The organism is Nostoc sp. (assembly GCF_036919615.1).
Taxonomy (GTDB): domain Bacteria; phylum Cyanobacteriota; class Cyanobacteriia; order Cyanobacteriales; family Nostocaceae; genus Nostoc.
In genome coordinates this window covers 1-20,495 of sequence record NZ_JBALCN010000007.1, presented here as the reverse complement: position 1 = coordinate 20,495, position 20,495 = coordinate 1, and the positions used below count along the sequence as shown (strand labels likewise).

Here is a 20,495-nt window from a genome sequence, read left to right as displayed (position 1 = left end):
TTAAATTAATGACACTAAGCAAAAACCTCAAGCAATTTGTAAAATCAAATACTCCATTAGCTAAATGGAAAGGCTCTTTTTACACAAAAGCAATAATTCTCAAAAATTATGTAAAAAATTATGAGATATATCAGCAAGTTTTATCTCCTCAAGAGAGTAATGAATTACTTACCAATCTTCTTAAAGATAGTAAACCTTTTATGATTACTCGCTTTGGTAGCACAGAAGCTTATTGTGTACATGAATACTTAAAAGGAGGTTACAAAGGATCTATATTTGAGTCAATGTCTAATGATTCTGGGTTTTTTCCAGTAGATGAAAAACATCTAGATCGATTTAGTCAACTTTTTTTAGAATCGTCAAAATCTATAGATGCTCTAGGAGTATGGTTTCAAATTGGAGAGCCGGAAATTATCAGAAAATCTTGCCGAAAAGCTTCTTTTGTTGAATTAAATACACTTGAGCCTTATTATCACAACGACCCTTGGAGCAAGAGTCTTGAGGGAAAAAAGGTTTTAGTTATTCATCCTTTTGCAGAAACTATTTCATCACAATATAAAAACTATAGAAAGTTACTTTTTAAAAACCAAAATATTCTACCTGAATTTGAATTAACTACCTTCAAAGCAGTTCAGTCTTTAGCTGGAACTCAAACCCAGTTCAATACTTGGTTTGATGCTTATGATTGGATGTGTAACAAGATTAAAAATCAAGATTTTGACATAGCTATTATAGGATGTGGTGCTTATGGACTTCCATTAGCTGCTTACGTTAAATCTCTCGGTAAACAGGCTATGCATCTTGGAGGAGCAACTCAAATTCTTTTTGGAATTCAAGGCAACCGTTGGGATAAGATTCCATTTTTTCAGTCTCTTTATAATGAATACTGGGTGAGGTGTAGACCTAACGATATCCCTACAAATCCCTCAAAATATCCAGCCTATTGGTAATTATAGGTTGTCAAAACTATCTCTGTTTATTTTGTTCTCTGCTGAGTTTTATATGGATAAAAATAAAATTAAAACATCTTGTTTAATTAATAATTACAATTATGCTGAATTTCTCTCAGAGGCAATTGATAGTGCTTTAAATCAAACAGTTAAATTTGATGAGATCATTATTGTTGATGACACATCCACAGATAATTCTGCGGAAGTCATCAATAAATTTACTCAATTAGCTAATGTTAAATCTATTTTAAAAGAAAAAAATCAAGGACAATTATCATCCTTTAACGAAGGTTTTTTAGCTGCAACTGGGGACATTATATTTTTTTTAGATGCCGATGATATTTATGAATCTCAATATTTAGAAACTGCCCTAAATTTTTATAAAATACATAGTGAATGTGATTTTATATTTTGTGCATATAAAAAATTTGGTGCAGTAGTAGAAGAAGTATTTCAAGCTGATGTAGTTGATTTAGATTTGGGTTATTCAGTAATCAGAACTTTATATAGTGGTGAATGGATTGGCTCTATAACTTCAACATTATCAATGCGTAAAGAAATAATCAGAAAAATTTTGCCTATTCCATACATAGAAGATTGGCGTGTCCGGGCTGATGACTGTCTAGTATGGGGAGCTTCTTTGGTAGGGGCTAAAAAGTTTTATATGTCTAAATCTTTAGTAATGTATAGAATACATCATAATAATCAGTATCATAACAATAAATTTTTAGATATAGACAACAACTATGAATACAAGAGATTCTGGAAACGCAATTCCTTATTTAATTACATCCTGCAAAAAAATAATTTTAGTTTACCGTTATTATTGGCTTTCACTTCTCTGAATGAGTTAAAAACAATACCATATCCAAAAGCTGAAGATTTTATTTCATATTTAAAAATAATATTTTTGTTTGAGTATAACTTTTTTTGGAAAACAAAGGGCATCATTTTCTTGGTTGGCTATTTTTTGAAAATTTTAATGAGTGGTCAATTCAAAATATCAATAAATAATATGAAATCCTGGATAAATACACGTTATTTTTTACCTGCAAAAAAAGTTGCCCAATAGAGCTTGATAGAAATAGAGAATATCACATGATTAATTCATAAAAATAATGTTAAGTAAATTAAAAATTGAAACCTTATCAAAATTTAAATCTCGTTCTGGGCTGCGTGCAATTATTGCCAATACAGGTTGGTTGTTTGCTGATCGTATTTTACGTATGGGTGCAAGTTTGATAATAGGAGTATGGGTAGCACGTTACTTAGGAGTACAACAATATGGTCTCTTTAACTATGCTTTAGCTTTTGTTAGCTTATTTAGCCCAATTTTCACTTTAGGACTGGACGACGTAGTAGTTCGTCATATTGTTCGTCAATCATCAAATAAAGAGGAAATTTTAGGAACCACTTTTTGGCTAAAATTGCTGGGTGGAATTGCTTCTGTGTTATTGGCAGTTAGCACTATATTTTTCTTAGGTGAGCATGAAATACTGAAGATATCGCTAGTTGCAATTTTAGGAATGGCAGGAATTTTTAGGGCGGCTGATACTATTGAGGTATGGTTTCAATCACAGGTGCAGTCAAAATACATTGTGATCGCTAAAAATACAGCATTTCTGCTAAATAGTGTCATCAAAATCGCGTTAATTTTAACAAAAGCAACATTGTTAGCTTTTGCTTGGGTAACATTAGCAGAATTTGTGATGAGTGCAATTGGCTTGCTGATTGTTTACCAAGTTAAAGGGTCTTCGTTGTGGTTATGGCGTTGGAGTTTCTCTACTGCCAAAACTCTTTTGAAAGAGAGTTTACCTCTAATTTTTTCGGGGTTCGCTATCCTAATTTATATGAGAATAGATCAGGTAATGTTAGGTCAAATGATCGGAAATAGTGAGGTCGGAATTTATTCTGCGGCTGTCCGTGTTTCTGAAATTTGGTATTTTATTCCGGGGGCTATTGTTTCTTCTGTTGCTCCTGCAATTTATGCAGCTAAGGAAAAATCAGAAAGTCTTTACTATCAGCGAATAGGAAAATTACTCAGTCTAATGACATGTATATCTTTTGCAATAGCTCTTCCACTAACATTCCTGTCTGACAAGATAATTATGGTGATGTTTGGAAGTGGATATGCAGAAGCAGGAACAATATTAGCAGTTCATATTTGGACTTCTTTGTTTGTATTTATGGGTCTTGCAACATCGCCTTGGTTTATTGCTGAAGGTTTAAACCACGTTTCTTTAGGTAAGACTTTATTTGGGGCGATACTAAACATTATTCTCAATTTATTACTTATTCCTAAATATGCGGGGCTTGGGGCTGCGATCGCAACAATAATATCTCAAGCTGCTGCTACTTTTCTATGCAACGCATTTGATTCAAGAACACAAAAAATATTTAAGATTCAGGTACGATCGCTTATTCCTTTTTATAAATATTGAACGTTTTTCTTTAACAGTAGCATATCAAAGACATTAGCCAAATTAACTAAAGATGGAAACACCAGTAACTTTTATTATTTTCAAGCGGCCACTAACAACAGAGAAAGTTTTTGACGCTATTCGTAAAGCCAAGCCAACAAAACTTTTTGTAATTGCAGATGGACCTCGTACTGACCACGAAGGTGAGGCAGAAAAGTGTGAAGCAACTCGGGCAATTATTGAGAGAGTTGATTGGGACTGCGAAGTTATTAAGAATTATTCTGATATCAACTTAGGTTGTGCAAAACGAGTATCTAGTGGTTTAGATTGGGTATTTAATAATGTTGAAGAGACAATTATTTTAGAAGATGATTGTATCCCTCATCCAACATTTTTCAGATTTAGTGAAGAACTGCTAAAAAAATATAGAAACGATACTAGAATCGCCACAATCTCTGCTCAAAATCTTCAATTCGGACGAAAACGCACAAATTATAGTTACTATTTTTCTCGTTACAATCACTGCTGGGGTTGGGCAAGTTGGAGACGCGCTTGGAAACATTATGATTTGACCATTAAACTCTGGAAAGAGGTGGAAGCAGAAAACCTTTTACATGACATTCTTATAGACCCAAAGGCAGTAAATTATTGGCAACGAATATTTAAGTCTGTTTATAACAATCCTACAGGTATAACCTGGGATTATCAATGGACATTTGCTTGCTGGATACAGGGTAGCTTAAGCATTATTCCCAATGTCAATTTAATCTCTAATGTTGGTGTTGGTGTAGATGCGACTCATTTCACTTCCAACCAAGAATTTTCATTCATTAATATGTCGATGCAAGCAATACAATTTCCTTTAAAACATCCACCGTTTATTGTGAGGAATATAGAGGCAGATAATTTTACGCAGAAAACAGTCTATAAAGCAACTGCATTGGATATTCTTAAAGAAGAAGTGAAGAAAAGATTAAATTACTCAGCGCTCAAAAAATAGTGATCAATATGTAGTTAATTAATAAATTTAATATTAACAATGAATGTAAAATTAACAGAAAAAATATTAACAATCTTGCTATTAATTATTGCAGTAGGGGCATTAACAATACACCCTGCACAAGAAGTTTCTATGTCTACCCTTGGAGGCGATAAGGTAGATACTTTGTTCAATATAGTTTCATATTTAATCTTATGTTATTTCCTAGTTTCATACTGGAAAGGTTTTATTTATGTAATTACCAAAAGTCCATTACAGTTTTTTTTACTAGCAATAGTTATATTTTCTATATTGTGGTCAGAAGATCTAAGTTCTACTTTAAAAGATATAAAAGGTCTAATCCGAATATATTTTATTGCAATCTATTTGGCCATGCGTTATCCCCTTAGGGAACAAATGAGGCTAATAGCTTGGGCGCTTGGTGTAGCTGCATTATTATCTATGATATTCTCTGCATTCATACCAGGTTATATTCATAAATCACCTGAATTAGTAGATATGTGGAGTGGAATTTATGGTCATAAAAATGAATTAGGTTACATGATGAATTGGAGTGCAGGAGTTTTTTTGCATCTTGCCCTTAGTAGTTATCGATATCGCTGGTTGATGTGGGCACTATGTGGGTTATCTATATGCCTAATTATCCTCTCGCGCTCAACAACATCTTTGACGATCCTATTGACAATGATATTACTTTTGCCTTTTTACCAATCCTTTAAAAAAACTAATTATAAATTACAAGTTATTATGATTACCTCAGCTTTAATGTTACTTATTATTGTTTCAATGTTACTAATAAATAATGCCGAAACTGTAGTTGGTACTTCTGGTAAAGACCTTACCTTAAATGGGCGCTCTGATCTTTGGGAACTAGTAATTCCCAAGGTTTTGGAAAGACCTTGGCTAGGTTATGGATATTCGGCATTTTGGACTAGTAATGCTGCATCTAATCTGAGAGCTACTTATGAATGGGCAAGTAATGCTCACAATGGTTTTTTAGAACTATTGTTAGAATTAGGATTATTAGGTTTTTTGACTTTTGCTGTAGGGTTTATCCGGTTCTTTGTGATGGCGTTGACTCGAATTATTTCTGTAGCTGAAAAACCGGAAGATTATTGGCCAATGCAGATGTTAGTTCTCATCGTCATAGTAAATTTTTCAGAAGCTAGATTATTAACTCCTGGTTGGAATTGGTTGATGTATGTCACGACTTCTTTATCTCTGACTCTTAGTTTTCAGCGGACACCAATATATAAATAGATAAATAGTTTATATACTTGCATAATTGAAAGGAGAAAAAGCATGAAAAAGTTAAATTTTGGATGTGGACACAGATTTTGTTCTGGATGGATAAATATAGATTTTAACTCTGAGCATCCTGAAGTAATTGCCCATAATTTACTGCAACCACTTCCATACCCTAAAGATTATTTCGATGTAATTTATAGCAGTCATGTCCTAGAGCATTTTTCTCAGGATACGGGAGAAATGCTGGTGAAAGAATGCTATAGAGTTCTAAAACCTCAAGGAATTTTACGCATCGTTGTTCCTGACTTAGAGCGAACATGTCGTGAATATTTAAGAATTATCGACAGTCTTGAAAATGAGGAAACAAGGAAACAATACGAATGGATTATTATTGAGTTAATCGACCAATTAGTTAGAACAGAACATGGTGGCTTGATGAAAACTTATTGGCGACAAGTGCTTGAAAACAATGATGAACCATCCAAAAACTATATAGAAGCAAGAACAGGTGTGAACATTAAAGACGAGATAGCAACTAATAATACTACTTCTTTGTTACAAAAAGTATTTAATATCAATCAAAATCAACTCAGAAACAAATTTAAATACCTCTATCTTGACATGATAAAGAGGTTGATACCTCGGTATGTCCGTAAGTCTATGATAGATGAAACCTCCCTTGGGGAAAAACATAAGTGGATGTATGATAGCTATAGTATGAAAACCCTCTTTGAAAGAGTTGGCTTTTCGGATATTAAATTTTTGGATGCCCATACAAGTGAGATTCCAAACTTTAGTAATGAAGTCTTAGATATTAATACTGATGGAACAGTATATCTACCAGGCTCGTTATATTGTGAGGGCATCAAGCCAAAGAAATAATACTGGTTATACATCATAGAGAATCAGTATTGTCAAGTATATTTTTTTCAAGTTTAATAATACTAACATGAACGTTTTGCTGCTTAGCACCCAAGATGTGGCTGGTGGTGCGGCTCGTGCTGCATATCGCTTGCACAAAGGTTTACAAAATATTGACTTACAATCACAAATGCTGGTGCAAGAAAAATATACTGGTGACAAAACAGTAATTGCACCTAAGGTCAGATTATTTCAAGGCATTGCGAAGGCAAAGTTGACATTTGAAACTTTACCTTTAAAGCTTTATCCTCAAAAGCAAAATACTCCATTTTTTATTCAATGGTTGCCAGATAGAGTTATTTCTCAAGTTGCTCAGATCAATCCAGACATAATCAATTTGCATTGGATTAGTGCAGCTTTTATGCAAATAGAAACTCTTGCTAAGCTAAAGCGCCCTTTGGTTTGGACAATTCATGATATGTGGGCATTTACTGGAGGATGTAGTTATACTGGAGATTGCGATCGTTACCAAATCTCCTGTGGAGCCTGTCCTCAACTGAGCAGCAAAAAGGATTGGGATTTATCCCATTGGGTATGGCAACGTAAAGCCAAAGCTTTGAAAAATTTAAATCTGACAATTGTTTCCCCAGGTTCTTGGTTAGCCAAATGCGCCAAGTCTAGTTCTTTGTTTAAGAATTTGCGAATTGAAGTAATTCCTAATGGGTTGGATACTCAAAATTATAAACCTGTTCATCAAGGTTTAGCGCGAGAATTACTGAATTTACCTCTGGATAAACAACTTATTCTATTTGGAGCGTTAGATGCAACCAATGACTGTAGAAAAGGTTTTCATTACCTGCAACCAGCACTACAAGAATTAAGCAAATCTGGCTGGAAAGATAAGTTAGAGGTCGTTATTTTTGGTGCATCTCAACCTGAAAATCCACCTAATTTAGGCTTCAAAACACACTATTTGGGACACTTACACGATGATATATCTTTAGCAACTGTTTACTCAGCAGCTGATGTGATGCTTGTACCCTCTCTTCAAGAATCTTTTGGACAGACAGCTTCTGAATCACTCGCTTGTGGTACTCCAGTTGTTGCGTTTAATTCTACTGGCTTAAAAGATATTGTTGATCATCAGCAGAATGGCTATTTGGCTAAACCTTATGAAGTTGAGGATTTTGCTAAAGGAATTACCTGGGTACTTGAAAATGAACAGAGGCTACAAAAGCTATCATTTTATGCTCGCGAGAAAGCAGAACAAGAATTCACTCTGGAACTCCAAGCACGTCGTTATTCAGCTTTGTTTCAAGAAATCTTAATGATAGCAAATAAATCTTCATTCAGTAATTAACTTAGTAAACAAATACTTCATACTATGTCAATACCTATAGCATTTATAATTTGTACAGAACCTGGTCGTTTAGAAGGTCAATCTTTAATGCTTGCAGAAAGTATTCGTAAGTTCTGCAGTAAATTGAAAGATACACCTATATACAGTTTTCATCCTAGAGTAGGTGAACCGATATCAAATCAAACCCAACAGGCATTTGAAGCATTGCAGGTGACTCATCAACAAATCCCGATCAATCGAGAATTTCATGAATATTATTTAGCCAATAAACCCCTCGTTTGTGCCTATGCAGAACAAAGTATTGATGCGGAAATATTAGTTTTTTTAGACAGTGATAAATGCTTTTTTTCTGAGCCAAACGAATTTTTATTGCCAGTAAATTGTAACGTTCGGATACGTCCTGAGTATGGTCAAGGAATTGGTTCTACAGGTCTGCAAGACCCTCAAGAATGGTACTGGCAAAAACTATATGAAGTCCTGAGGGTAAAGCGTGAGGTATTTGTTGACACACCAATCGGTAATAAAAGAATTAGAGCCTACTGGAATTCTGGTTTGGTTACTGTGAGAAGGAGTGCAGGTATATTTACTGCCTGGAAAGAAAACTTTGAGAAGGTAATGCGTATGAATATTACCCCTCCTCAAGGGATTTATTTTGTGGAACAGTCAGTCTTATCTGTGACTTTATGCTCCCTGGAAGAAAATATTTCTCATTTTTCTTCTGCTTATAGTTATCCATTACCTTTACACAATCGCTTATCTAAAGAATCACGAATTAAAGTTTGGGATGACATAGTGTCGATACATTATTTCAATTTGTTTTTCTATAATGATTGGAATACACAAATTCAAAGCTTAAAAAATTTTAATCTAAGTTTAGATAAATATCAATGGTTATGTGAAGGAGTAGTTAGACATAAGATGCCGCACATATCAGTGATACACCGATATATGTTGACTGTGAGAAAAATAGAACAAAAGCTACGCGTGTTTAAATTGAATAGTCAAGTGAGTAATTGGATAGAAAAAATTGCCAATTATTAAATAACTATTATTACCTTTAATTCATGTTTTACAAAATTAGATTAACATCATAAAAAATACTCCATGAAGCAACCACAGTTAGCAGTAATAATGACTTGTTTTAACAGGCGTGAGATAACTCTGAATTGTCTGCGTGCGTTAGTTCAGCAAACAAAGTCTTTTGATGTTTACTTAACCGATGATGGAAGTTATGACGGTACTTCAAAAGCAGTGAAACTTTTTTATCCAGAAGTCCAGATTCTTCAAGGCAATGGGAATCTATTCTGGGTGGGAGGAATGAGACTAGCATTTGCTGAAGCAATGCAAAAAGATTATGACTATTATCTCTGGTTAAATGACGACACAATACTAGAATCAAACACCCTAGAACGCATATTGACGCTTCATCAACAATTATTAGAATCTGTCCAAGAAAATTCAATATTAGTTGGTACGACTCAAGATTTAATAACAAGAGAAGCTTCATACGGCGGTGCAGTTAAATCTCGCAAATGGTACTCTAATAAATATGAATTTTTAGGCTCAACTCAGGTTTCTCAAGAATGTGACACGATGTTTGGCAACTGCGTGCTAATTCCTCGTGCAGTTGTAAAGAAAGTAGGGAATCTTGATGCAGCATTTATCCACAGTTTAGGAGACCTAGATTATGGTTTGAGAGCAAGAAAAAATGGTTGCTCGATATGGGTTGTACCTGGATATGTCGGAACCTGTGGTAAAAACTCAATCCACAACAGTTGGGTAGATACAAAATTATCTGTTTTAGAACGCTTAAGAAAGGTAATTCAAGTCAAAGCATTTCCGCTCAAACCTTGGACTGAATTCTGTCGTCGGCACTCCGGGTTTTTCTGGGTAATTTATTGGTGTTTACCTTATCTCCGAGCCATTATTGGTTACAAAAACTTGGCTGCATCTCCCACATTTGCAGAAGAAATTCCACAAAGTAGTTCGCAACCTTAAGGAGTTCCAAAATGCAGCGACGTCTTGGTTTTTTAGCAGCAGCACCTCGGATTTCAACACATCCTGATGCAGAGATGTCTGGGCCCCGTTCCCGAGTTTTAGGAATCTTGAAGGGCTTTCAAACACTTGAGTGGAAAATCGAAACATTTATTGTGGGAGATAAAGTTTCAAAAAAATGGTCAGTTAATGGTTCTGGTGAGTTAATCAGCAAAGGATTTTTCTACACCTTAGCGGTAGATTTTATACGTCTCGGACTTGGTGTCATTAACTCGTGGAGAAGCTACCTAAAACTTAAAAATCAAGTTGATTGGGTGTATGAGTACGCTGCAACTTTGCAGTGTTTGGGCTGGATATTCCAACGTCAGGGAATACCTTGGATTTTGCAAGTTGAAGCATTACTTTTTTATGAAGCAAAGGCAGAACGAAAAGCATTGATTCTGGATAGATTAGCTCAATGGATGGAAATCAGAGCATATCAAAAATGCGATGTTTTAGCCTGTGTAAGTGAAACTTTAAAAGAAATTTTAGTACAGGATTTTGGTATTTCAAGTGAAAAAATTGTTTTGATACCAAACGGAGTTGATATTGATTTTATTAATCCTGCTCTACATGTCCCAAAGCGAATTTTTTCAGGTTTTACTATAGGTTTTATAGGGAGTTTATATCCTTGGGCTGGTTTAGACTTATTAGTAGAAACAATATTTGAATTACGAGTCGAAGGCTTAGACATTTCGCTCGTAATAGTAGGCGATGGTGCAATGAAATCTGCTTGGGAAAAGCAGAGTCAAGAATTAGGTATTTCGCCTTATGTAGCTTTTATAGGTCGAGTTTCTTGGCAAGAAGTACCCCAGTATATCGCTGGATTTGATGTTGGTTACTCTGGGCAAGTTCAACTACAAATGGGAAAGATGTATCTCTCACCTATGAAACTTTATGAATATATGGCAATGGCTAAACCAGTCATAGCATCAGCTTTTGAAGATGCTAAACGCTTGATTTGCGATCGCAAAACAGGTTTCCTATTTAAACCAGGTGATAAAAATGATTTAAAACGTACCTTATTGGAAGCTTATCAGAAAAGAGAAGCACTACCAGAAATGGGACAATTTGCTTGCATTGAGATAGGAAATCATCACAGTTGGGCTGCTAGGGTACAGAACTTAGTTGAAGGTGCTGAACAAATATTGAAAAAACAGCGATCACATATTCAATAGTATAGTATTAAGCCTTTACTCATATAATCTAATACTAAAAACATTTATGATCCGGACTTCATCTTACAAACTTCTTGGTGTTCAACTAGATGCGCTCTCTATCCGCGACTTAAATTTATTGATTGAAGAATCTATTGATAATAATGAGAAATGGATTATTGCTAATCACAACTTGCATAGTCTTTATCTCTTCCATAATGCTCCAAAAATGCAAGCTTTTTATGCCAAGGCAGAATATACCCATATTGATAGTATGCCTCTAGTGTTTATTGGAAAGCTGTTGGGTTTTCCAATGAAAGCAGAACAAAGAGTAACCTATGCTGACTGGATATGGCCTCTGATGGCGGAAGCAGCTAATAAAGGCTGGCGTGTATTTTATTTAGGTTCAAAGCCAGGAGTTGCTGAACAAGGAGCAAGTATTTTGCGCCAGAAATTTTCTGGTTTACAGATTGCTTGCGCTCATGGCTATATTGGCATAGATAAAAATAGTCAACAAAATCTTGCTACTCTGGCTGCAATTAATGCTTATAAACCCCATGTATTAATGGTGGGGATGGGTATGCCACGCCAAGAGTATTGGATTTCCGAAAATCTTGAACATATTCACACCAACACTATTTTGACTAGTGGAGCCTGCATGGACTATGTAGCAGGAGCAATACCCACTCCTCCTCGCTGGATGGGAAAGGTGGGCTTGGAATGGTTGTACCGCTTGTTATCTGAACCTAAAAGACTTTGGAGACGTTACTTACTTGAGCCTTGGTTTGTTGGCACATTATTTTTACGAGAAATTTGGAGTATCTCAAGTCAACAAAAAAATAATAAGTACAAGGTTTAGTTCTTAAAAGCGCTATTTACGCCTGGGTGGAGTATATTTTACTGGTTACGAAGGGGTTGCTTGCTGAAAAGCCTGGGCAATAGCATTGCAAGCAGATTTAGGTTGCAGGTTTTCATCGAAGGGAAGCGGACGCAAAAATTTCCACAGATTTGGATTGTCCCTAAAGGTTTTTCTTGGCATCCAGTCGGGATGACGTATCCAGGTATGACGATCGGTAAGCCCCCATGTAATCACAGTATCAACTTTAGCCGCAAAGCATATATCAAGATATCGCTTGTAACTGTCGGCTACCATTTGGTCTAACTTTTTGATACTATCGGGTAGTGGGGTATCAATGATAATATCTAATTCTGTGATTATTGGTTTAACTTCAAGAGCATTAAGCCGTTTTAAGACAGAATTAAATCCTTTCTCGTCAAAAGCATAGGCAGTAGAAAACCATAGATGCGACTGGATACCTGCCCCGTCAATTTTAACCCCATTATTCTTCAGATATTCGACCATTTTTAAGAAATGGTCTGATTTCCATGTAGTGCCTTCGATGCCGAAATCGTTTATATAAAATTTCTTGCTGTTATCAACTGAAGCGGCAACTAAAAACAAGTCTCGAATCAATTCTGGTTTTACCCCTTTACGCAAACCGTAGGTAGCATTGTCAGTTTCATTTTCATTATCAGCGATAATTTCATTAGCAATATCCCAAGACTTTAAAACGGGGCTATTGCGATAATGCCCCATGACTCCGGTAACATGGCGTTCGATTATTTTAAGTGTAGGGGGATAAGGAAGCCAGTCTGGTCTTCCCATGTGCCAGAAAAGGGTATGCCCGTGTAATTCAATATTATTCTTTTGGCAGAAATCAGCGATCGCATCTGCTGATTCAAAGGTAAATTTTCCTGGCTGTGGTTCAGTGGCGTTCCATTTTAATTCACCATTTGGTGTCGCAATCGAACATTCGCGAGCAATCAGATCAGCGTAATCCTTCTCTTTTTGCAAAACGTCACCAGAAATTGCTGTGCCATAACGCTTTCCTTTTGTGGCAGCTAATTGCCGAAGGGGATAATTTACATTTGCGTCTGTATAATTTGCCATAGCAGCATTCATGCTCTGGTCTTCTTTTTGCTTATCCTTTTGTAAAAACCCCATAGTTAATAAAGCAGAAAGGCTTGTATATCCTGCTCTTTTTAAAAATTTTCTCCGCTCTAGCATAAATTATATTTTAAAAATATATATTCTGTAATTATTATAATACAGAATAAGTTTAAACAGGTAACTTGGACACGTAACTGAATAGTAAAGCTGTCTTTGTTAAGGGCTTGTTTATTGATAATCTTTTCTTTGCTGCCGATGCTAATGTGCTCACCAGTGACTTTACCTTTATCCAACTATTTATAGAGCGGAAAAGTGATTTCATCGAAGTTGGGTTAATCACACTTAAACCAAATACTAATCCAGAAAAAGTGCGATCGCAACTTGTTGGTGGGCTACCTAAAGATGTTAGAGTTCTGACTCCAGAAGAGTTTGCTAAAGTGGAGAGAAGTTACTGGTAAGCTGAGACCAGCACTGATTTCATTTTCGTAAAAAAGCAGCAATTAACAAAATTTAGCTGCCAAATTGGTTATATTTTCCAAGCTCATAACCTGATGAATTTTTTGACAGCTAAAGAAGATGTCCGAATGTCTCTAGAGTTGCATGACGATTTTCTAAATCAAAATATCAATGCTCAAGCGATCGCAATTTTGGAAACTGTCGGTTTAGCAGATCGTGTAGATTACCACCCAGAAAAACTATCTAGAGGGCAAAAGCAACGGGTAGCGTTGGCGTAGCCCGCCGTAGGCATCGCTCGTGCCTTAGTCAAGCCATTCTAAGATTGTCTTAGCAGATAAACCCACTGCTGCACTCGACAAAAAATCTGGGCGCGATATTGTAGAAATAATACAGAAGCTAGCCAAAGAACAAGGCTGTACGATTTTGCTAGTTACCCACAATAACCGCATCCTCGATATTGCCGATCGCATAATTTATATGGAAGATGGTCAGTTGAAGACAGATGGCACAGATACCGCTACAACAGGCAAGTAATACCAATTTACTTAGAGTTAGGGCGACTGGAAGTCGCGGCTACACAAACGAAGTCTGCCTCCATAGACTAAGGGGAAATCAAGGTTTTGTAACCCATGCAGGTGGGTAAAGCCTCGTGTAATTGTGGTTTCTAACCGCTCTTTTAATGTTAAGTTGACACCAATGGGCAGTGCCGTGCCCCTACGGGTGTACCTCACATAAACGAGAACTCTATAAGCAAAATACCTAATTGCTTTCTGAAAATGCCTGATTGCTTTTTCATTTGAGTAATTCACGCATTCATTTTGGTGTACCGTTGAACCGTTAGGAAGCGATGTTTACGACGGGCTACACCTACGCCTTTGATTCATTCAGCAAAAATCGTTCAACGGCTTAGTGTACTAATATAGTTTTATAAATTAGGTTTCTAGCTCTTGTTATGACAACTCAGTTCTCATGGGCTAAACAGTGGTATCCTATTATCCCTTTAAGCTACTTAGATATTTTGAATCCCACTCCTATCACTCTTCTGGGGAAAAAGCTGGTGATTTGGAGAGATAAAAATCAAAAGTGGATAGTAATGGATGATGTTTGTCCTCATAAGTTGGTGCGACTATCTATGGGAAGCATCGCTGAAGATGGAAACTTAATGTGTAGACATCACGGTTGGTGTTTTAACAGTGAAGGGAAATGCACTCATATTCCCATGTTGGCTGGTAGCCAAGCAGAAGAAACTGCTTGTGATAGTTTAAGGTCAAGAATTACTACATATCCTACACAAGTTACCCAAGAATTGCTTTGGGTATGGCCAGATGATAGTTCAACAGCCTTTGAGGATTGTAACTCCAAGCAGCCAGCTATCATACCTGAGTCTGAACTAGATATATCTTCTAGCTCTTGGCACATGACAGAAGTTCCTGTTGGTTATACCGTATCTGTTGAAAGTACTTTTGATCCTTCTCATGCAGAATTTCTTCATGAAGGAATAGGTATTTTTTCACCTAAAACAGCTGTGCCTATGGAACATTTTGAATTTGTCGGTGAAATATCTGCCCAAGAAGGTTTTACTCTCAAACATCAAGGCTACAATCTTTTTAACAAAGATATGGAGGCGATGCGGAAGTTTACTCCACCCTCTTCTAATACTACGATATATCGTTATCCCAACGGCAAAACTAATATTTTTCAGTTGTATTTTGTTCCGACACAACCAGGTTACTGTAGGTACATTGGCAAGTTTATTTCTGATGGAAGTTTAGTTAAAAGAAATTTTTGGTTTGAGATTCTCCCAAAGGATTTACAAACTGGGTTACAGCACTTATCCACATATAAGTTAAGTGACCAAGATTTATCAGCTATGCATTCCCAAGAAGTAAATCAGTCATCATTAGATACAAAATGGCAAAAGGCATATTTTATGCCTTCTCCGGCTGACGTGGGCATCATAACTTTCAGAAAATGGCTAGACGAATTTGCTGGAGGTAGTCCTTTATGGCAAGGGTGTGTAGAAGGTAGTTTTAAACAATTGAATGATGAACAACTATATGACCGATGGCATAGACATACAAAGCATTGTCCAAGTTGTCGTAATTCTCTGGTTTTTATAGAAAAAGTACAAAGATTTTCTAATGTTTGCACTTTGATATTTGCACTCTTAACATTGGTTTTTATCTTAACAGGTGTTAATCTAAGTTTGGTATTGATATCAACCATCATTGCAGTCTTGAGTTCTTTATTATCATATAAATCGAACGATATAAAGCAACTTTTTATTAGTAGTATTCCCCAAAAAGGTTTACCTTTGGTCAAACTTTATGGTAGCAATACAAAAAAGTGAGTTTATAGCTCAAACTCGATAAGCATTGTTTATCTACAAATCTGTTGTGGCGAGCCTCCAAACTTCGGAGGCTGCTTTGTCTTGCAAGCAAATGGAGATTTATGTTGTGGTCGAATTGAGAAGTCAAAAGTCAATAAGATTTCCTCCTTTTAGTAAATTTACTCATTTCGGGAATATTTTGTATCAGAGATTCCCGACCCTATACCCCATAAAAAAGAAGAAACTGCCTGAAAGTCTTATCAAAGAGAGATTTCGGTTATTGAGTACATTATTAATACATATGAATAGATGCAATATTGCAGATGAGATATTAATAGATGCAATATTTGTTGAAAGTTAATTTAAGAGCCAAAAGCCATCAATAAATTATCCTTTAAACACGGACTAAATCCTACCGATAAATCTTTAATGTATATAATCCACTCACTTTCTAGTTCTGGCTATTTCTGATTCTTATATTCACGTGTTCTGATAATGCAGCTTAGAGGCGGGGACAAAAATCATATTATGAACAAAACTTTTGCAACCATCGACGGGAATGAGGCTGTCGCCCGTGTTGCTTACAAATTAAATGAAGTGATTGCCATTTATCCCATCACTCCCTCTTCAGCAATGGGTGAATGGGCAGATGCTTGGTCAGCAGAAAGTCGTCCCAACCTCTGGGGTACTGTTCCCAGCGTCGTGCAAATGCAGAGCGAGGGAGGAGCCGCAGGTGCTGTGCATGGAGCATTGCAAACAGGTTCCCTGAGTACCACCTTCACGGCATCTCAGGGATTATTATTGATGATACCCAACTTCTACAAAATTGCTGGTGAACTGACTAGCGCCGTGGTTCACGTTGCAGCCCGCTCCCTGGCTACCCACGCTTTATCAATTTTTGGTGACCATAGCGATGTGATGGCAGCTCGTGCTACTGGTTTTGCTTTGCTGTGTTCCGCTTCGGTGCAAGAAAGTCAAGATTTTGCTCTCATCGCCCATGCTGCTACCCTAGAAGCGCGAGTCTCGTTTATGCACTTCTTTGACGGCTTCCGCACTTCCCATGAAGTGCAGAAGGTCAAACTGCTCTCAGATGACGATTTGCGATCGCTCATCCACGATCACCTCATACTCGCCCACCGCAGCCGTGCGCTCACCCCAGATCGTCCAGTTTTGAGGGGGACTGCCCAAAACCCCGATGTCTACTTCCAAGGACGTGAAGGCGCTAACCCTTACTACAACGCTTGTCCAGAAATTGTCCAGCGAATTATGGATGAATTTGGAGAACGCACGGGAAGGCATTACAAAATCTATGAATATTACGGCGCCAACGATGCCTCGTGCGTTATTGTTCTTATGGGTTCAGGCTGTGAAACTGTCCATGAAACAGTAGATTATCTTAACGCCCGTGGTGAAAAACTTGGGGTAGTGAAAGTGCGACTTTACCGCCCCTTTGATGTTCAAAGGTTTGTTGCAGTATTGCCAACTAGTGTAAAAGCGATCGCAGTTCTTGACCGCACCAAAGAAGCAGGTAGCGCCGGGGAACCATTGTATTTGGATGTTGTAGCTGCTATCCATGAGGCGTGGGGAGATAAGAGAGCAGGGGGAGAAAATACTCTTTCTTACCCCAAAATTATTGGTGGTCGTTACGGTCTTTCTTCCAAAGAATTTACTCCGGCGATGGTGAAAGGCATTTTTGACAACCTTGCCCAAGTTAAACCAAAAAATCACTTTACTATTGGGATTAATGACGACGTTAGTCACACTTCTTTGAGCTTTGACCCCACCTTCTCTACAGAATCAGATAATGTTGTCAGGGCAATGTTCTATGGATTAGGCGCAGATGGTACAGTTGGGGCTAACAAAAACTCCATCAAGATTATTGGTGAAGAAACCGACAATTACGCCCAAGGCTACTTTGTCTTTGACTCAAAGAAATCTGGCTCGATGACCGTCTCTCACTTACGCTTTGGTAAAGAACCAATTCGCTCCACCTACCTAATTGACCAAGCCAACTTTATTGGTTGTCATCACTGGGGATTTTTAGAACGCATAGATATTTTGAAGGCTGCTATTCCTGGGGCGACTTTGCTGCTTAACAGTCCCTATGATGTAGATAGCGTCTGGGAATATCTGCCGCTGAAGGTGCAGCAACAAATTATCGATAAGCATTTGAAGTTATACGTAATCAATGCTAGTGAGGTTGCCCGTGAAAGTGGCATGGGTGGCAGAATTAACACTATTATGCAGGTATGCTTCTTTGCCTTAGCGGGTGTCTTGCCACAGGAAGAAGCGATCGCTAAAATCAAACAAGCGATTGACAAGACTTATGGTAAAAAAGGTGCAGAAGTTGTCCGCATGAATTTGCAAGCTGTAGACAATACCTTAGACAACTTGCATAAAGTACATGTACCACAGACAATCCAAAATCTTAACTCTTGTACAGACGCGATTAATCGCGTCTGTACTCTTAATTCCGCTCCCGAATTTGTCCGGGAAGTTCTGGGCAAAATCATGGTATGGGAAGGTGATGACTTACCTGTTAGTACACTACCTGTTGATGGCACCTTTCCCGTAGGTACTGCCAAGTGGGAAAAACGTAATGTTGCAGAAGAGATACCTGTATGGGAGCCAGATGTCTGCATACAATGTGGTAAGTGCGTCATGGTTTGTCCGCACAGTGCCATCCGTGCCAAGGCTTATCAAGCGGATGAGTTAGTTAATGCCCCAGAAACTTTCAAGTCAGCTGGTGCAAAAGATAAAGACTTTGCCAATCAAAAATTTACCATTCAAGTTGCCCCAGAAGATTGCACAGGATGCACTATTTGTGTAAATATTTGCCCTGCTAAAGATAAATCTGAGCCATTGCTAAAAGCGATTAATATGGCACAGCAGCTGCCTTTACAAGAGCAAGAGCGGAAAAACTGGGATTTCTTCTTGAGTTTACCTAATCCTGACAGGCGATCGCTAAAATTAAACCAGATTCGCCAACAACAACTGCAAGAACCTTTATTTGAATTCTCTGGTGCTTGTGCAGGTTGTGGTGAAACACCTTATTTGAAATTATTAACACAATTGTTTGGCGATCGCGCCGTCATCGCCAATGCTACAGGTTGTTCCTCAATCTATGGTGGTAACCTCCCCACAACTCCTTGGACAACAAACGCCCAAGGACGCGGCCCCGCATGGTCTAATAATCTATTTGAAGATAACGCCGAATTCGGTTTTGGCTTCCGCCTTTCCTTAGACAAACAAGCTGAGTTTGCGGCGGAATTATTGCAACAATTGGGGAGTGAAATAGATGAAAACCTTGTCTACTCCATCCTGAAAGCTGAACAAAAATCTGAGGCTGACATTTGGGAACAGCGGGAAAGAATAGAACTGTTGCAGCAGAAGTTAGATGAAATCGTAACTCTCGATCCTAATCTAAAGTCTAAAATCCAAAATCTCAAATCCCTTGCAGACTACTTAGTGAAAAAAAGCGTCTGGATTGTTGGCGGTGACGGTTGGGCATATGATATTGATTTTGGCGGCATCGATCATGTAATTGCTAGTGGTCGAAATGTGAATATTTTGGTGATGGATACAGAAGTGTATTCTAATACAGGCGGTCAATCTTCTAAAGCTACGCCACGAGCAGCAGTTGCTAAATATGCCGCTAGTGGCAAGCCTGCACCTAAAAAAGACTTAGGGATGATTGCCATGACCTACGGGAATGTCTACGTAGCGAGTGTAGCCCTTGGTGCTAGAGATGAACATACTCTCAAAGCATTTCTGGAAGCAGAAGCTTATGATGGCCCATCACTGATTATTGCTTACAGCCACTGCATCGCCCACGGCATTAATATGACTACAGGGATGAATCACCAAAAAACTCTGGTAGAATCAGGTCGTTGGTTGCTGTATCGGCATAATCCAGAGTTGCTCAACCAGGGTAAAAATCCTTTGCAATTGGATATGCGATCGCCTAAGCAATCTGTAGAAGATTCGATGTATCAAGAAAATCGCTTCAAAATGCTCACCAAGAGCAAACCCGACGTTGCCAAGCACTTGTTAGAACAAGCGCAAGCTGAGGTTGATGCACGTTGGCAAATGTATCAATATTTGGCAAAGCGCGATACTCTCTGAACATCAGCTTTGGTTTTATATCATGTCCGCTTGATTACTTATTAAACCCCAAGAACCCCACCCACTAGGTGCTCCACTTGGGGAGACCCTAGTACCGCTGCGCGGAAGTCAAAAGTCAAAAGTCAAAAAGCTCGAATTTCGCGGCTGTGAGCGATTTGGAATGGGTAGTTTATTTCCGCCGATGTCTACTAGATTCTTTTTCACCAGATGTCTAATCTGTAATAAGAGTGTGATGTTTATCATGGGCTATTGTGTGTCACACAAATTTTACTTAGTAGAGTTTTGCGTAAAAGTGTAGCGTTTTTAATGCAGGGGAACGCATTAACATTTCAAGGGAATGCATTGGCATTGTATTGAGACGCATTAATAAGGCAAACAATGCTTTAACAATGTATCCCAACGCATTAACAAAGCGGACAATGCATTAACAATGCATCTCTACGCATTAACAAAGCAAGCCGACACATTAACAATGCATCCTGACGCATTGGCATTGCAGGGTATTGCTAAATTTACAGCAATTTGATATCAAAACTGCCACAAAAGTCATAAACTTAAAAGATGTAAAAAAGAAGATTATTAAGAAATGGCAGCATATTCAATC

General features: G+C 37.6%; 15 protein-coding genes and 1 pseudogene. 15 read left to right on the top strand and 1 reads right to left on the bottom strand.

Translation table 11 applies throughout. The features are described 5' to 3' along the window. The first annotated feature begins 8 nt into the window (after positions 1-8). The 11 genes from V7K48_RS02855 (at position 9) to V7K48_RS02805 (ending at position 11,889) form a co-directional block, all read left to right on the top strand. Entirely contained in the window at positions 9-950 is a 942-nt protein-coding gene (locus tag V7K48_RS02855; protein ID WP_335069424.1) for a hypothetical protein, read from the top strand. A 52-nt stretch (positions 951-1,002) separates the two neighbouring features. After that, the gene (locus tag V7K48_RS02850) at positions 1,003-2,022 is read left to right on the top strand and encodes a glycosyltransferase family 2 protein (RefSeq protein WP_335069422.1); all 1,020 of its coding nucleotides are present in this window, start codon (positions 1,003-1,005) and stop codon (positions 2,020-2,022) included. 46 nt (positions 2,023-2,068) lie between these two features. After that, positions 2,069-3,391, top strand: a complete 1,323-nt coding sequence (locus V7K48_RS02845; RefSeq protein ID WP_335069420.1) for a flippase — start codon at positions 2,069-2,071, stop codon at positions 3,389-3,391. Positions 3,392-3,443: 52 nt separating this feature from the next. Then, the gene (locus tag V7K48_RS02840; protein WP_335069418.1) at positions 3,444-4,370 is read left to right on the top strand and encodes a glycosyltransferase family 2 protein; all 927 of its coding nucleotides are present in this window, start codon (positions 3,444-3,446) and stop codon (positions 4,368-4,370) included. 39 nt (positions 4,371-4,409) lie between these two features. Then, a complete protein-coding gene (locus V7K48_RS02835; protein WP_335069416.1) occupies positions 4,410-5,630 on the top strand; it encodes an O-antigen ligase family protein in 1,221 nt (406 codons plus the stop codon). 42 nt (positions 5,631-5,672) lie between these two features. Next, positions 5,673-6,500 (top strand): class I SAM-dependent methyltransferase, encoded by an 828-nt coding sequence (locus V7K48_RS02830; protein ID WP_335069414.1) that lies wholly within the window; start codon positions 5,673-5,675, stop codon positions 6,498-6,500. 67 nt (positions 6,501-6,567) lie between these two features. Beyond that, positions 6,568-7,839, top strand: a complete 1,272-nt coding sequence (locus tag V7K48_RS02825; protein WP_335069412.1) for a glycosyltransferase family 4 protein — start codon at positions 6,568-6,570, stop codon at positions 7,837-7,839. Between the two features lie 24 nt (positions 7,840-7,863). Beyond that, positions 7,864-8,880, top strand: coding sequence for a hypothetical protein (locus tag V7K48_RS02820; RefSeq protein WP_335069410.1), 1,017 nt, complete (start codon positions 7,864-7,866; stop codon positions 8,878-8,880). Positions 8,881-8,943: 63 nt separating this feature from the next. Continuing rightward, the gene (locus V7K48_RS02815) at positions 8,944-9,837 is read left to right on the top strand and encodes a glycosyltransferase family 2 protein (RefSeq protein ID WP_335069408.1); all 894 of its coding nucleotides are present in this window, start codon (positions 8,944-8,946) and stop codon (positions 9,835-9,837) included. Between the two features lie 11 nt (positions 9,838-9,848). After that, entirely contained in the window at positions 9,849-11,051 is a 1,203-nt protein-coding gene (locus V7K48_RS02810; RefSeq protein ID WP_335069406.1) for a glycosyltransferase family 4 protein, read from the top strand. Between the two features lie 46 nt (positions 11,052-11,097). Further along, a complete protein-coding gene (locus V7K48_RS02805) occupies positions 11,098-11,889 on the top strand; it encodes a WecB/TagA/CpsF family glycosyltransferase (RefSeq protein WP_442949399.1) in 792 nt (263 codons plus the stop codon). A 45-nt stretch (positions 11,890-11,934) separates the two neighbouring features. Here the strand turns inward: V7K48_RS02805 and V7K48_RS02800 are convergent, their stop codons facing one another. After that, positions 11,935-13,098: an endo-1,4-beta-xylanase gene (locus tag V7K48_RS02800; protein ID WP_335069404.1), complete on the bottom strand. Its 1,164-nt coding sequence runs from the start codon at positions 13,096-13,098 to the stop codon at positions 11,935-11,937. Positions 13,099-13,205: 107 nt separating this feature from the next. Between V7K48_RS02800 and V7K48_RS02795 the strand changes: the two genes are divergently transcribed. The 4 genes and pseudogenes from V7K48_RS02795 to nifJ all read left to right on the top strand — a co-directional run bounded on the left by V7K48_RS02795 (position 13,206) and on the right by nifJ (position 19,891). After that, the gene (locus V7K48_RS02795; protein ID WP_335069402.1) at positions 13,206-13,439 is read left to right on the top strand and encodes a hypothetical protein; all 234 of its coding nucleotides are present in this window, start codon (positions 13,206-13,208) and stop codon (positions 13,437-13,439) included. A gap of 33 nt (positions 13,440-13,472) precedes the next feature. Further along, positions 13,473-13,971 (top strand): annotated as a pseudogene (locus V7K48_RS02790) (ATP-binding cassette domain-containing protein); the annotation flags it as partial. 418 nt (positions 13,972-14,389) lie between these two features. Further along, complete coding sequence (locus V7K48_RS02785; protein ID WP_335069400.1) at positions 14,390-15,787, top strand: aromatic ring-hydroxylating dioxygenase subunit alpha; 1,398 nt, start codon at positions 14,390-14,392, stop codon at positions 15,785-15,787. A gap of 507 nt (positions 15,788-16,294) precedes the next feature. Further along, complete coding sequence (gene nifJ / locus V7K48_RS02780; protein ID WP_335069398.1) at positions 16,295-19,891, top strand: pyruvate:ferredoxin (flavodoxin) oxidoreductase; 3,597 nt, start codon at positions 16,295-16,297, stop codon at positions 19,889-19,891. Positions 19,892-20,495: the final 604 nt, after the last annotated feature.

What these genes read in the sequence shown, in the direction of transcription:
- V7K48_RS02855 (WP_335069424.1), top strand. Translation starts at nt 9, where the DNA reads ATGACACTAAGCAAAAACCTCAAGCAATTTGTAAAATCAAATACTCCA.
- V7K48_RS02850 (WP_335069422.1), top strand. Translation starts at nt 1,003, where the DNA reads ATGGATAAAAATAAAATTAAAACATCTTGTTTAATTAATAATTACAAT.
- V7K48_RS02845 (WP_335069420.1), top strand. Translation starts at nt 2,069, where the DNA reads ATGTTAAGTAAATTAAAAATTGAAACCTTATCAAAATTTAAATCTCGT.
- V7K48_RS02840 (WP_335069418.1), top strand. Translation starts at nt 3,444, where the DNA reads ATGGAAACACCAGTAACTTTTATTATTTTCAAGCGGCCACTAACAACA.
- V7K48_RS02835 (WP_335069416.1), top strand. Translation starts at nt 4,410, where the DNA reads ATGAATGTAAAATTAACAGAAAAAATATTAACAATCTTGCTATTAATT.
- V7K48_RS02830 (WP_335069414.1), top strand. Translation starts at nt 5,673, where the DNA reads ATGAAAAAGTTAAATTTTGGATGTGGACACAGATTTTGTTCTGGATGG.
- V7K48_RS02825 (WP_335069412.1), top strand. Translation starts at nt 6,568, where the DNA reads ATGAACGTTTTGCTGCTTAGCACCCAAGATGTGGCTGGTGGTGCGGCT.
- V7K48_RS02820 (WP_335069410.1), top strand. Translation starts at nt 7,864, where the DNA reads ATGTCAATACCTATAGCATTTATAATTTGTACAGAACCTGGTCGTTTA.
- V7K48_RS02815 (WP_335069408.1), top strand. Translation starts at nt 8,944, where the DNA reads ATGAAGCAACCACAGTTAGCAGTAATAATGACTTGTTTTAACAGGCGT.
- V7K48_RS02810 (WP_335069406.1), top strand. Translation starts at nt 9,849, where the DNA reads ATGCAGCGACGTCTTGGTTTTTTAGCAGCAGCACCTCGGATTTCAACA.
- V7K48_RS02805 (WP_442949399.1), top strand. Translation starts at nt 11,098, where the DNA reads ATGATCCGGACTTCATCTTACAAACTTCTTGGTGTTCAACTAGATGCG.
- V7K48_RS02800 (WP_335069404.1), bottom strand. Translation starts at nt 13,098, where the DNA reads ATGCTAGAGCGGAGAAAATTTTTAAAAAGAGCAGGATATACAAGCCTT.
- V7K48_RS02785 (WP_335069400.1), top strand. Translation starts at nt 14,390, where the DNA reads ATGACAACTCAGTTCTCATGGGCTAAACAGTGGTATCCTATTATCCCT.
- nifJ (WP_335069398.1), top strand. Translation starts at nt 16,295, where the DNA reads ATGAACAAAACTTTTGCAACCATCGACGGGAATGAGGCTGTCGCCCGT.